This window comes from Dolichospermum heterosporum TAC447 (assembly GCF_024584745.1).
Classification (GTDB): domain Bacteria; phylum Cyanobacteriota; class Cyanobacteriia; order Cyanobacteriales; family Nostocaceae; genus Dolichospermum; species Dolichospermum heterosporum.
In genome coordinates, this window is record NZ_CP099464.1 from 3412576 (window position 1) to 3429022 (window position 16447).

A 16447-nucleotide genomic window follows, 5' to 3' on the forward strand; every position below is an offset into this window, starting at 1 on the left:
AAATTTTTTCTCCGGTGTAAAAATTTTCTTTTAAAAAACCATGATTAACAACATTCCCAACACCCTCGTTTTTCTAGACTCCAACGTTGCTGACTATCAAAGCCTGATCCAGCAAGCTAAACCTGGTACTGAAGTGATCATTATTGATGCCCAAAAAGACGGCATTGAGCAAATCACCCAGGCTTTAGCACAACGAGAAGGGATTACTAGCGTCCAAATTATCTCTCATGGGGGTGAGGGAGAAATTCAATTAGGGACAACTTTGCTCAACAGCGCCACTTTACAGAAGTATAGTCAGCAATTGCAGGAATGGCGCAAGGCTTTAACGGCAGAAGCTGATATTTTGCTGTTGGGTTGTAATGTGTCCGCGGGCGAAATAGGAAAGGATTTTATAGCGAAATTAAGTGAAATTACGGGGGCTGATGTTGCGGCTTCTGACGATGTTACGGGAAACGCCAAATTAGGAGGAAACTGGGATTTAGAAATTCAGACGGGGACTATTGAATCGAGTTTAGCAATTTCTGATGCAACTTTAGATGCCTATGATCATGTTTTGGCAATCAAAGACTGGTATCAGGGGAATATTGGGGAAGGGTTATTAGGTGCTTATTTTGATAATAATTCGTTGGATAAGTCGAAAGTAGCAAAAGTAAATAGGATTGATCCTACTATAAATTATGATTGGCAGAGAGAAAAAGCTGATTCTCAACTTACTCAAACTGATTTCAGTGTTGAGTGGACTGGGAAAATTATTTCTTCTTATACGCCAGGCTTGTACGAATTTTATATAACCTCTGATGATGGTGCTAGATTATATATCCAAAAAAATGGGGTGTGGGAACTAGTTATTGATCAGTGGGGACAAATTAACCGTGATGTAGTTGGAAGTATTTTTCTAGAAGCAGAGACAACTTATTCTCTTAAACTTCAACTGAGGGATACTGGTGGAAATGCAACAATGCAATTATCTTGGAAAAAACCTGATAGTGGTACATTGAAAGAAATTATTCCTTCACGAAACTTTATCCCTGATACAGATACAACTGATAATATCTCTGTAAGAGTTCCTACGGTTAGCATTGTTGGTACACCTGCATCTGAGAATTCAAAAGAAGCTAAATTCACGATTAAAACTGATACACTTACAGAGTATACAGATGGGAGAAAAGGTGTAACTGTCTATTACCAGATAGATGGAGGACAGGAACAAAAGATTCTAGTTGACTCCTATTCTAAAGATTTATCTATCAACATTGATGACACTTCATATAATCCGGGCAGAACCATAACTGTCCATATTACTCGTGGTTCTTATTTAAGAGGGACATCTTCAGCAATTATTGATGTCACAGATAATGAACCAAATTTTACGATAACAAGAATTGCCGATGCCACTGAGGGAGGAGCCAATCCGCAATTTCAACTTGTTAATAACAATAATGTTCGCACCAATAGAGATATTACTTTTTATTATCAAATAGACTTAAATACTGCCTCTAATCCTAAAGCAATTTTGCAGGATTTTACAACTATATACTTATCCAGAAGTGTTGTTTTTCCTAGTGGTGCATCCTCGCAGATATTTACGCTGCCAATTATAAATGATGATAAGCTTTATGAAGGGCAAATAGAACGTTTTCGGATTATCCCAATTTCTAGCTCTGAATATACAGCAACTAATGATAATCAGGACTATTCATTATCTGATAATGAACCACTGATTAGTTTACAATCCTATTCTTCAGTTCCCCAAGAAGGCGCAGCATTTAACGGCTCTCAAGATGGATTATTTCTGGTTGATTTTAGCGTTGCTACTCCTCAACAGTTTTTTCTGGAATTAGGGCTAGAAACCTCAAGCAAATCAGCAACTCCAGGTGCTTTTGTCGCCACAACCAAAGGGGCGGATTACAAAATATATTATTACTTTCAGAATCAGGGTTATCAAGACAGAAAGTATCTAATTCAAGATTCTAATTCTTCTCTTGCAAATCTCAAAATTGATGTTCCTGTTCCTAATGGTAATAAAAGCGGAATTATCATTGGAGTAGAACCCATTGATGATGATATCTTTGATCCTGATGAAACTGTGACGCTCTTTCTGAAGGATCACGCAATGGGTCAAAATCAATATTATGGTATTGCTCCTAATGCAAATAAACAGACAATAACTATCAGGGACAATGAACCAATTGTTTCTTTAGGTAATGTTGTTAATCCTCAAGAGGGATTTGGTTATGGTAGTACAATTATTGGGCTAGAACAAGCTTTAGAATTAAATGGCACAAATTGGGTTAATGTTGCCAGTAAACCCAGTTTAGACCTCAGCAAAACCGGACAATTTACTCAAGAGGCTTGGATTTTTACTAACTTTACTGACAATAACCGCCATAGAATTTTAGGCACTAGCACCACGGCTAATAGTTATGCGGGCATTGGTGTAATCAATCAAACTGGAATTGAAGTCGGTTTTGGTGATGGCACAAAATGGAATTCTTTTAAGGTTGATAACATCCTCACCAAAAATAATTGGAATCATGTTGCCACTACCTTTGATGGCACTGAATACACTCTTTATGTGAATGGTTTAAAGGCTTATGCAACTACTGAATTTCAAGGGAAAATTCCCACCAATACTTCTAGTTTTGATATTGGCAAAGGCTCAACTACCTTCTTTCCTGGGGCAATTGATGAAGTTCGTCTCTGGAATGTTGCCCGTACTGCTGCTCAAATTAATCAAAACTTGATTACTGATTTGCAAGGTAATGAAGAGGGATTAATTGGTTATTGGCAGTTTAATAATAATACTCAAGATAAAACTGCTAACCAAAATAATGGCACTGCCAATGGCACAGTTAACTACATCAAAAATCCTGCCACTCAGATTGGTTATGTAGATGTAACTTTGGATAAAGATGTTACGACTCCTCAAGGTTTGTGGATTCAATATACTTTAGGTGGAACGGCCACTCAGTTCACTCAGGCGCAAGATTATTGGAGTTCTCAAATTCGCAAAGTATCCACTAATCCTAATAGCCAATTTAATGGTATTGTCATTCCTCAAGGTGAAAGAACTGGTAGAATTTACTTCACGGCTATACCTGATGGTATCGCTGAATCTAATGAAACTATTCAAGTCAACCTAATTGGTTATGATTTCGACCGCGAAACCAGAACTTATAATCAAAATGCTTCTAACTATGGAATTGATCCTAATAATAGTTCCCGAACTTTAACCATTCAAGATAACCAAGCATTCCAACCTGGTATTATTGTCCTCAATGAATTTAATGAGGTTGTTAATGCCAATAATCCTCTTTCTGTGAAGAATGGTAGCACTAGCTTTAAGGTTAAGCTGGCAAGTCAACCTGATCCCTACTCTCCACAAATTTTGATCAAGAAAGTTGATCCTAATTCAGGAGTAGATTATGATGCTGATGTACGATTCAATTCTCAAAATTGGAATATTCCAAAAACTGTAACTTTACAAAATATTACCACTGCCCAAGCAGAACTTCGTTTCACAGCCCAGAACTATCAAAATGTAGCTCCCCTAACTATCCCCCTAACTACCAACCCTTCAGACAAAGTTCGGGTAACAGAAGGCAGTTTAACTGATGCTGTAGCGATTAAACCCGAAGTTAGTATTGTTAGTGGTGGTGATGCTAATGAAACTGATGCTGAAGGTGGACAATTTACAATTCGCCTCAAAAATCCCGCACCAGCAACAGGGTTAACTGTAAATTATCAAATTTCAGGAACTGCGATTCTCAATACTGACTATGCGATAGCTGGAGCTAATATTAATGCTCAAGGGATTGGTTCAATTACCATTGCCGCAGGAGAAACAGAAGCTACCATTGCGATCGCTCCAATTATTGATTCCCAAGTTGAAGGCAATGAAACTGTTAGTATTAACCTGCAAAGTAACGCAGCTTACAACATAAAAACTGGCGTTGGTAATGCCACATTGACTTTAGTTGATAGTGATATAGCTGGGCTGCAACTGTCCAATGTTCAAGTTGTCACTAATAGCACCACCCAATCTCAAGATACAACTTTTGCGGGAACTTTTAGCCCCTTAATTACTGAAGAAAATCGGCTGGGAATCCCCACTGAATCAGCTTTTGGGTTGCGTTTATCTAGTAAGCCATCGGCTAACGTTACGGTTACTTTTTCTGGAATTGACACTACTGAAGGGACATTATCTAAATCCTCTCTTATCTTCACTGCTGACAATTGGAATCAGTATCAAAGTGTCACGATAAAAGGCGTAGATGATCTAGAAACAGATGGCGATATTACTTATTCTGTAATGGGGACGACTAGCAGCAGTGATCCACAATATCAAAACAAAAGAATTCCCATTCAAATTACCAATCTTGATAATGAAAAACAAATTCTCAAAACTGCTCAAGAAATTAACACCGCATTAGGTGGAGATCCTGCTCAAGTTAATACAAATCTCCCCTTAGCTACGATTAAAGTTCTCAATGCCACCGCGATTGAAGTAGATAAGTTAATAGGTAACACAATTGCGCCACAAATTGAAATTAACCTCGATAAACCCGCCGGAACTAACGGGGCTTTAGTCAGCTTTGATTTAGCTGGAGGCACTGCAATTTATGGTCAGGATGTTAACACCTTACAAAATATTTTCTTTGAGAAAACGGGAGCTAATAATCCCTTTAATGGTATTAATGTCGGCAATAATAGCCGCCCTACTTTTGCAGACATTGATAAAGATGGAGATTTAGATTTATTCGTTGGTACTGGCAATGGGCTGATCAAATTCTACAAAAATCAAGGAAGTACAAGTAGTCCCCTCTACGTCAAACAAACGGGAGTTAATAATCCCTTAAATAGTGTTAATACTGTTACTAATGCTGCGCCAGCCTTTGTGGATATTGATGGCGATGGCGACTTAGATGTTTTTGTGGGTACGGGTGATGGTAAACTCCTCTACTACAAAAACTTCGGTACATCCACCATTCCCCTGTTTCAACAACAAACAGGTGTCAATAATCCGCTTGATCAATTTAGCAAATATAGTTATTACTCCGTTTATCCCACTTTTGGGGATATTTATGGCGATGGAACTCAAGCTGCAATTCTTGGTATTACCTATAATTTTGGCTCACAAGCCGCCCAAAATTGGACTGAACTATTCACCAATAACGGTTCAAAAACCTTTCCTAATTTTACTTTCAATAGTTATTCTTTACAGTTGTCAACGAGTGGAATGACGACGGTTTCTGATATTGACTTGGATGGGGATCTTGATCTGGTTTCTGGATCTTTTACTAACAATGCCAGTTTTGATGGCAAGATCCAAACCTCTCGTAACGATGGTAATCGCACATATCAAACACTTTTAGGTAATACTAACCCCTTCAAAGATATTACTTTTGCGAGTGGTAGTATTCCTGCCCCAGTTTTAGTGAATTTAGATGGAGATGTTGATCAGGATCTAGTTCTTGGTGGTAATGATGGCACTCTCAAATATTATCAACAGGTGCAAGCCGTCAAAATTGCTGCTGGAGAGACCAAAGCAACTGTTACCCTCCAAACTCTGCCAGACAATATAGACGAAGATGATGAAACAATTCAAGTTAACTTGCGGGGGGGAGATGGTTATCGCATTGATACCACCAAATCCACTGCGATTGTTACATTACAAGACGATAGTGATACTGTCGGAGTCACAATTACTAAGCCTAGTAGTTCAATTACTTCTGAAACTGGTACATATCTCAACTATTCGATCAAGCTGAATAGTAAACCCACAAAAACAGTTAAAGTTTCCCTTGGTACAACTGATAGCAGTGAAGGACAATTAAAGAATCGGATTAATGATTTATCATCAGTTGGTGTTCTCAATTTAGAATTTACTCCTGATAATTGGAATCAACCGCAATCGTTTGTAGTGGCGGGGCAAGATGATGCTATTGATGATGACAATATTGATTATAAAATCATCACGACCGTTAACAGTCAAGATGGCAAATATGATGGCTTAAACGTTGAATCGCTGTTTTTAACGAATACAGATAATGATGATTTTGGATTGGTAATTAATGAACCAGGGCAAACTACTGAAGGACGTAGCAATATTTATGGTGTCCGTCTCAAGAGTCAACCCACAGGAGAAGTACGGGTAACATTAACCCCCAGTGATGATCAAATTCAAATTAATCAAAAAAGTGCTAGTAAGCCTATTACCCTCGTCTTTAATGCCAAAACTTGGAATCTTGAACAATCGGTGCAAGTTTTGGCGATAGATGATGCGGTAGTTGAATATTTCCACACCAGTCAGATTAAAGTAACTACAGAAAGTGGCAAGGTTCTGTATGGAGAACTCAACGATGCTACAAATGGTATTGCTAGTCAAGCGACTGATTTAGGAACTCTCAAGGAAACCCTAACCTTACGCGATTTGTCCATTGGCACATCGGCAGATCAAGACTGGTATCAATTCACTCTTCCCGATACAGGAACTGCTTCTGATTATGTACAGATAAACTTTAAGAATGCCTTGGGCGATCTGGATATGAAGCTATTCAAAGCTTCTGATCTCACCAACCATATTAGTAAATCATCTTCCTATACAAATAATAGTGAGAAACTAGATTTTAATGGTCTAGCACCTGGAAAGTATTACATCCAAGTTTATGGATATGGTGGGATAACTAATCCCAATTACACGCTCACATTAACCAATGAAGACTCGAAATATAATAATTTTACGGGTCTAACTAAAGATGTTTATATCGTAGATAACGATTTACCAACTGCTAAAATTATTGCCGGTCCCTCAGCTTCTGAATTATTCGGGCAACCTAGTTATTTTAGTGTTTCTTTAAGTAATCCTGCGCCGCGCAATTCCCTCAGTCAAAATGGGATTGCTGTTAACTATCGTTTGGTGGGAGGAACTGCTAGTAATGGTAATGATTATCAACTGATTTCTCCGACTGGAACTGTACTGATTGCCCCTGGAAATATTCAAAATAATCTGCTAATTGTGCCGATAGATGACAAGTTAGCGGAAGGACTTAATCTCAAAGTTACGGGTAGAACTGTAGGTGCAGCCAGTAATAACCATACCCAGATGACTTTGACGGTGGAGACAAATTTAGCAGCTTCGGCAACTCTCAATCAAGGGACAAAATTAAAGTTTGCTAAAGGTGTGATTGGGGAAGTTGTTAGTTCCGTTACCCTTGTTCCTAGTCAGAAGATCAATTTGACATCATCACCAGTATTAGGAAATATTACTGTCTCAAATACTAGCTCACCCGCAGGGGAAAGCAAGGATAATGTTTTTGATAGTATTGCGAATAGCAAGTGGTTATTGTATGCCTCTACGGGCTGGATTCAATATCAGTTACCAAATAATCAGTCTTCTGTTGTACGCGAATATTCTCTAACTTCTGCCAATGATGCCAGTGGGCGCGATCCCAAAAATTGGCAATTACAAGGCTCTAAAGATGGGATAAATTTTACAACGATTGATCAACGCAGTAATGAAATCTTTAGTCAGCGACTTGAAACACGCACTTTTACAGTCAACAATTCCACTGACTACAGTTACTATCGTCTAAATATTACAGGTAATAATGGCGCAGCAGAACTACAATTAGCTGATTTAGCTCTCTTTGCTCCTACTGAGAAGATCAATCTGACATCATCACCGATATTAGCAAATATTACCGTCTCAAATACTAACTCACCCGCAGGGGAAAGCAAGGATAATGTTTTTGATAGTAATGCGTATAGCAAGTGGTTATTGTATGCCTCTACGGGCTGGATTCAATATCAGTTACCAAATAATCAGTCTTCTGTTTTACGCGAATATTCCCTAACTTCTGCTAATGATGCAAGTGGACGCGATCCCAAAAATTGGCAATTACAAGGCTCTAAAGATGGGATAAATTTTACACCGATTGATCAACGCAGTAATGAAATCTTTAGTCAGCGACTTGAAACACGCACTTTTACAGTCAACAATTCCACTGACTACAGTTACTATCGTCTAAATATTACAGGTAATAATGGCGCAGCAGAATTACAATTAGCTGATTTAGCTCTCTTTGCGGATAAACCTCAAGCTACTATTTCTGTTAATGTCAACACCTTTGATGTCAATTCTGTACAGGTTAATTCTTTGGCTAAAGTCGCCGAAGAAACTGTGACGGTGGAATTGTTGGCTGGGGATGGCTATAAACTAGATGATAATCACAAAATTGCCAACTTAGCGATCGCTGATGATGATGTTCCTGGTGTGCGAGTCGTAGAAGTAGGATATACCACCGTTGCGGGAGAAAGTGAAGCCGCCCAATTTGAAGTTTCCTTATTAAGTGAACCTACTCAAGATGTCAAAATCCGTTTAACTCCTGGTGCAGAAGTTGAATTTGTTAATCCTATTAACCCGACTACAGTTAAGGTTAAAAAGGATATTTACACACTCAATAGTTTCAGCAGTGATATTCTTGATGTCAAACTCAATGGTTTAGTCCCCACGAATAAAGGTGATGCCCTTACCCTTGAAGTACAACTGAAAAAACAACCTTTTGAAATTGTCACTGTGACTATAACTGATGGTTTGGAAACCACCAGCCAAGTTACTGCACCTGTTACCCTAACTTTTACCCCAGATAACTGGAATCAACCACAACAGAGCGTGGTAGTATCCTATTTGGATCGCAATAATGTTGGTATTGGCAACTATCAAATTAATGCCCAATTAAAATTTGATCCTACCCAAACTGTCGAATTTGACATCACTGATAATAGTGGCGATAAATATGCAATTACCGCCAGTGAGGTTTTAGATATTCAGCTTTTGACAGCAACTCCTACAGATCAAGGCAATAATAATTTTGCGGTTAAACTCAATAACAAACCATTAGGTAACGTCACTGTTGTTTTAGCAGATAGTTTTGAAACCACAGGAAAAGTCACCCCCACAAAAACCCTGACTTTTACGAATGCAAATTGGAATATTGCACAAAATGTCACTCTAGCTAACCTTGATAAAAACAGCAGTGATGACTATCAAATTAAGGCTAATGTTACAGGAAATGTTGTCACCAATCCCGCCCTCAACTTGGGGATTACCCATAGCCAGATTGACATTGACAAACAAACTACAGAAATAACATTTAAACCTGAAGATTGGTATAAGCTTCAACCTATTGCTGTTAAAGGTAGTGATGATACTTTCTCAGAACCAAATCTCTATCACATCAGTAATATTGATTATCAAGTTACTAGCAGTGATAGCGGTTATAATAACTTCTTTGTTCCCCAACAAACTGTTTTTGTTGTTGATCGGGTTCTCTCTCCGAAAGAAACCTCTGCTACCTTGAAAGAAGGCTTAGGTTTGCTAGAAGATAGTTTCGGTAGTCTCACAGTCCCAATTTTGGGCGGATTAGATGATATTGCTCCCGATTTAGTAGGTGAATTTTCAGGACAACTTACCAGTGCGATCGCCAAAGAAGAAAACCTCTCAGCAATCCGACTTAAAGAGATTATCGAAAGCATTCTTGGCACTCTGGGCGCAAAATCTTTTGATGTAGATGTAGAGGTAAATGAGGAGGAAGTAACAGTAAATCTGGACTTAAAGAAAACCTACGATCTCTTCAAACTCTCTCTAGATGGCAATAATTTAGGACTTCCCGCTTTAGGTATTAACCTCACCACCAAAGGGGAATTAGTCTCGACTTTTGACTATAATTTATCTCTTGGTTTTGGTTTAAGTAAAGACTTTGGCTTCTTTATTGATACTAAGAAAACAGGCTTTAATGCCGGGATTGATGTGGGTTTATCTAAAAATTTTAGTGGACAAGGAAACCTCTCATTTGTCCGTTTAGACTTTAATAATGATCCAACTAATCTTTCTAAACTTTCTTTCACTGTAGATGCCAAACTCAAAGATTTAGATAATCATCAAGGAATTAGATTCTTTGATGTCAATGACAATGGCATCCTTGATGCTACAGAACCTTTTACCCAAATCAGTGCCACAGGAACTTACACTGAACTTAAACCAGTAGCTAACGATCCTCTTGATATTAATAAAAATAGCAAATTTGATCAAGCCCAATACCAGCAACAAGAGGGAATATATCGCACAGCCACCGATGCAACAAGTGCGGTACAAACCTATTACTTTGATATTAACCGTAATGGTAAGTTAGACAAGGATACTACAGGCAAAGCTACCGAACCACTCACTACAAATGCAACTCTTTTTAATACCGAGTTTGTTCTGAAAAAGAAGACACCAACGGCGGCGGCTGGAACTGTGGCAGTTCCTGAATATTACATTGACTTTAATAATAACAACATCCTCGATGTAGGGGAAAAAATCAATAAGGCATGGGATAAAAACAATGACCTGAAACTGAATGCAGATATCAATGATCCAGGAGAAGGCAAGTTTATTAATGATGTGGCGATCGCATTCATAGACACCAATAATGACAAACAATACAATAGCAGTGAAAAGTTTATCTATTCTGAGTTTAACCCCTTGGCAATGGATGATCAAGCCAAGAGTGAAGATGGCTCATATCTTGATCTTGATCAAGATGGTAATTATGGATCAGATACTTGGGATGTGAAAATCCTCACAACTCAAAATAATGGTCAGCAAACCTATTTTCTGGATTTGAATCGGAATGGAACTCTAGATAAATATGAACCTCAATCTATTTCTAGTTTTGACACCTTAGAGATTCCTGATAGTGATGAAACTGTCACCATTGTTGATCCCCTCAAACCTGATGATGGCAAAAATGCTCTGATTACCTTAAAAATTCTGGGTACTGGGACAAGTCGTTATGTTGATCAAAATAAGGACGGAGTTTATAAAGCTGTAGATGACACCTTAATCGCCACAAAGGTGAGTTTACCCTCTGATATCGCCAAGCAAGCGGAAATTGAGGCAAGTGATCCTTTAGTTGGGATGACTCTAAAAGATATTTTCCGCATTTCCGACAGCGATACAAGCATTACTTTCTTAGATGTAGATGGAGATAAAAAGCTCGATATTGGCAATCTAGGAAACCCGAATATTTATCAATTTGAGCCAAAATTATGGGTGCAAGATGGTAAACGCGTTGTTGATTTAGATTTTAATGGAGAACTGACGCTGAATAAAGAGGATGTGGCCATTGAACCTTTTGCAGATGTTAGTAATCAATTCTCATTAGATGCACTTAAACCTGCCACAGGGCAAACAGCAACCGGGGCAATTGTCAAACTATTTGATGATGGCGATCGCCTGACGATGACAGAACTAAAAAACTTCAAAAACGATCCTAATCTCACATTTAATGATCTAGTTAAATACGAATTTGCCGGCAATGCCAATTTAGGACTGAATACTAAAACCAGTATTGAGGGTAATCCGGCATTTCCATCTCTTGCTTTTGATCTAGCACTCAATCTGCCTATATTCAATTATGGTAATCAGGAACAAGCACAGAAACAGGGACTATCAATTGATTTCAACAATGTCAAACTAGATTTTGGGAGTTTCCTCACCGATTTTATCAAACCCATCATGTCGGCAACAGATAAGATTCTTGATCCGATTAAACCCATAGTTCAACTATTGAATGCAGATACAAAATTACTCTCTTACATCAAACTAGACAATACTTTCAATGCTGATGGTAAACCCGGAGTTTCCCTACTTGATATTGCTAAAACTTTAGCACCGCTCAGTTCTGATCCTAAAACTAAAGAGAAAATTGATAAAGCAATTAAATTTGCGGATACCCTCACCCAAATTATCGAAATTGTTGATTCATTAAATAAGTTACCAGCCGATGAATCTATTATCCTCGATATGGGTAGCCACTCTCTCAGCGATTTGAAGGGAGCGAGTAGCCAACAAAAAGACGCGACAGCAGCCATCAATGTCCCTGCTACTGGCACTGGAACTACTACTGGAACTGGAACTACTGTTGCTACAAAACAACCTACTACTAATCCCACAACTCAAGCAGGTAACACTACCCAATCTAGTATTCTTTCCAAGCTGCAAAAACTAGAAGGTTTACAGTTTCCGATTCTGAGTAATCCTGTGACAATTCTGCGGTTGCTTTTAGGTGAAAAAGATGTGGATTTAGTCAAATACGATATCCCTGATTTCGAGTTTTCCTACACCATGAAATCAGAAACTCCTATTGCTCCGCCACTACCTTTATCGGTGCTGCTGTCGGGAGATTTTTCTGCTAAAACCGATCTTTCCGTTGGCTATGATACTCATGGATTGGAAGCTTGGCAAGATGAAGACTTTGCCCTAGATGAAATTTATCAAGTTCTGGATGGTTTTTATGTAGATGATTTAGGTGCGGATGGGAAAGACAAGCCTGAATTGTTAGTAAATGGCAAGATCACGGCTGGATTAGCAGCCACAGCGTTGATTATTAAAGCGGCTGTGGAAGGCGGAATTGGTGGCAAAATTACCCTTGATCTGGTGGATGAAGGCGAACTTAATGGGACTAGTGATGGCAAGATTCGCGGTTCAGAAATTATTTCTCGTCTCGATACACCTTTAGAATTATTTAATCTTAATGGTTTAATTGAAGCTTTCTTAGGGGCAAAAGTTGAGGTTGGCATAGGAGCTTTATCATCAACCGTATGGGAGACAAATTTTGCTAAATTTAAAATAGCAGAATTTAAGGTTGGCGCATCTGGAAATAGTTTCAATACTGAGTTAAATGGCAAAGCAATAGATGGTTTTATCCAAGGCGGTACAGTCTTCCTTGATGCCAACCTGAATGGAATTATTGATAATGGCGAACCGACCACACTAACGAATCGAAATGGACAATATAAGTTAGTGATTCCTGATGCTATGTTCGCGCAATTTGACACCAACCAAGATGGCATAATCAGCCTGAATGAAGGAAGATTAGCGATGATTGGCGGCATTGATTCAGGTTCAGAATTGCCCTTTAATGGCATTTTAACTGCCCCTGTGGGTTCAGAAGTAATTACTCCTTTTACGAGCTTAGTCGAGCGGGTAGTCCGCCGCAGTACAGTAGATTTAACTGTTGAAGAAGCTAAGAGTTTAGTGTCCGAAAAATTAACCTTCTCTTCTAAGAATTACTTTTATCCTGAGTTGAAAGTTATTGCTTACATAACCCAAATTATTGAAAATGAGGATGGTTCGATTGAAGGTGTTCAAAATCCCATTGACGTAACGGATCAGGTTCTAATAAGTGACAATCTTGATGCGATCGCCGCTCAAAAAGGATGGTCTAGTTATAACCTGGAATATGTAATTATAGAACTAAGTAATCCTCCCTTTGTTCAACCAGAGAAGATCATCGCATCTGGGGAGTATCTGACTGATGAGGTGGTTTTAAGTGATTTTAATATTGCCGATATCGCTGCTGAGAAAGGCTGGACTGATCTTAGTGTTGAACCACAGTTTACACCTACCCAAATCGAGACAGGCGACTTCTCAAAGGCAGTAGTAAAGGTTACATGGTCAATAAAAATCCCCGAAACACCACTTGGATATGAACCAAACATCGATCAAGCTTCGTACCAATACTTACTGGGAGCAAATATCCAACTTGTCAGTGAACAATTAGCAGTGTTAACAGGCAGACCTATTAACGAAATTTTAGACCTATTCGCTGATCAGGTTAACTCCAATGGCTTTAGTCTAACAAAGGCTTCCTATCGCCAATTTTTGCCTGTTCAATTTACTGATATTCAAAAATTTGCTGCGGATACAGCGATCAAAAATGCCAGTGTTGCTCTAACAAAAGCAGCTTATGAACAAATTGATTATGATGGGGATGGCGTTGGAGATGGTGGTTATGGTGATGTAACCAAAACTTACAATATCTATGACAAGATTTTCCGCATCAATAGCAAAATACAAGTCGTTAGCGAAAATCTAGAAAAACTACTGGCAAAAATCAGCCGAAACGAGCTTGATATTTCCTATACCCAGTTTAACAATGACTTTAGTACCAGGAACTTGCAAACTCAATTAAATAACACAACAGGTATAGGGATTAATGTTTTTGCTCCTCAGACTGAGGACTTTAGCCGCACCATTGCCGAAGATACTTCCTATACTTTTGCTGTTGCTGACTTCCCCTTTACCAAAGGTGATCCCGATGACACTCTAAAATCAATAGTTATTGAAACCACACCACTATTAGGTGTGCTGAAACTTGGCGATCAAGAAATTACGGGAAATACAGAAGTTTCAGTGGCAGACATCGCCGCAGGTTTGCTCACTTATACACCAGGTGGAAATTTATTTGGTACGCCTTTTGATCTTTTTGGCTTCCGCGTCACCGATGGCAAATTTTTCTCTGATGAAATTCACAACGTTACTTTTGAGGTTACAGGAGTAAATGATGCGCCAGAAGTCAGCAGAAATACAGGATTCACCCTAGAAGCTGGAACTACCAAAATCATTAGCCGCGATATCCTGCGTGCTACCGACTCGGAAAGCCCCGACGGGAATCTTGAGTTTACCCTCAAGGCGCTACCCCAGGCTGGCTTAGTCAAATTAAATGGCGTGGATCTCAAAGTTGGCGATACATTCACCCAAAGTGATATAGACAATGAAAAGGTGATCTATGTCCAAAATGGCGAACGCGTTGCTGCTGATAGTTTATCCCTAGAAGTTGTTGATTCCGAAGGGGTTAAGGTTGCTCCATTTACGGTGGCGCTTACAGTCCAAAATCCGCCGACAATTAGTGCTATTTCGGCACAGACAACAGATGAAGATACGGCAAAAGCGATCGCCTTTACGATCGGGGATGTAGAAACTTCTGTCACCGCGCTGACAATTACAGCAACGTCTTCAAATCAAACTTTGTTACCTGATACTAATTTAGTATTGAGTGGTACAGATAGCAATCGCCTTTTAGTCGCTACACCTACCGAGAATCTATCAGGAACTGCCACAATTACATTGACAGTAAATGATGGCCAAGATACGAGCGAAAGTCAGTTTGAAATTACTGTCAATTCCATCAACGATGCACCCACCTTAGAAAATGCGATGCCTTCGGCGAGCGGAGCTATCGCTGATCAAAAAGCCAAACAAGATACACCATTCAGCTTTACTTTTGATGCAAATACCTTCATTGATATAGATCCAGGCGATAATCTTACTTACTCAGCTACATTAAAAGATGGCAGTAATCTACCTAAATGGCTGAAATTTAATGCAGCTACGCGCACCTTCATCGGTACACCAACTAACGCAGACTTTGGCACTCTCATAGTTGAGGTACAGGCTAAAGATAATCATGGTGTAAGTGCCACTGATACCTTTGCCTTAGCTGTCGAACAGAATAACAGCACACCTACTTTCAATCTGGGAAAAATTGCGGATGATATCTTTAAAATCTCGAATAGCGGTGGCAAATCAAAAATTAAAGTAACACTAACAGAAAGAAGTTCTAATCTTGTCAATGAACTGGGAGTATTCACAGTTGATGATGCTCAAGGTAACATCCACGGGATCGCTCCAGGAACGGCAGGTTATGCCCAAGCGGCTTTAGATCGCTCTAAGGTAATTTTCTCTGCTATTACTAATCTCCCCAATGGGTTTAATACCGATAATTTGACGCATTTATTGGAATTTAACTCTGGTGATAACCTGAGATTCTTATTAGTTAAAAACGGCACAATTGATAGCGTCCACAATGGAATCACCCCAACTACAGACATACTTTTCTCTGACCTCTCAAGCCAAAAAATTACAGATTTGGGTGTTGGTGGTTTCTCCTTAGCTTGGAAAGATGGATCTAATAATAATACTGACTTCAAAGATTTGGTAGTCAACATTAAATCAACCAATGACTTATTACCCTTGGGTACAAATCTGCAAGGACAGCAACAAGGAGAAGTCCTTGATTTAAGAGGGATAACTCAAGATGTAAAAGCTAATTTTACTGGTAATAGAGAAGCAGCTTTTAACAATTTAGTTGGCTTTTATCAAGTAGCAGATGAAAATGGTGGGATTGATATTGATGGCAATGGTATTGTTGATTTCCGTCCTGGTGACTCAGGTTATGCTCAAGCGGCTGTAAAGGTTCGTGTTGCCGGAATTGACCTTGGAGTTAATAACCAAGGAACTGCAACTTTTACAGATAAAACATTGAAGGGAGGAAGCATTTTTGCACCGTTTATTCTTACCAATGGTCGCACTGTGGATCAAGTTTTGAATGGACAAGTTGACCAAGCTTACTTTGCCTATTTAGGAGCTAACGCTGATAAGGTGGATCACATTCGCCTATTAGGAAATAACGTCTTTGGTTTTGAAGATTTAGTAGGGGGTGGAGATAAAGATTACAACGACATTATTGTTAAAGTAAACTTGGGTGTTGTTTAGGAATGTGGATTAAATAAAATGCAAAAGTTGTGACAGGGGTATAGTAGACTAAAGAAGTAAGTA

At 38.9% G+C, this 16447-nt stretch carries 1 protein-coding gene; it reads left to right on the top strand.

The features are described 5' to 3' along the window. The first annotated feature begins 40 nt into the window (after positions 1-40). Positions 41-16384, top strand: coding sequence for a DUF4347 domain-containing protein (locus NG743_RS15365; protein WP_257120375.1), 16344 nt, complete (start codon positions 41-43; stop codon positions 16382-16384). Positions 16385-16447 lie beyond the last annotated feature (63 nt).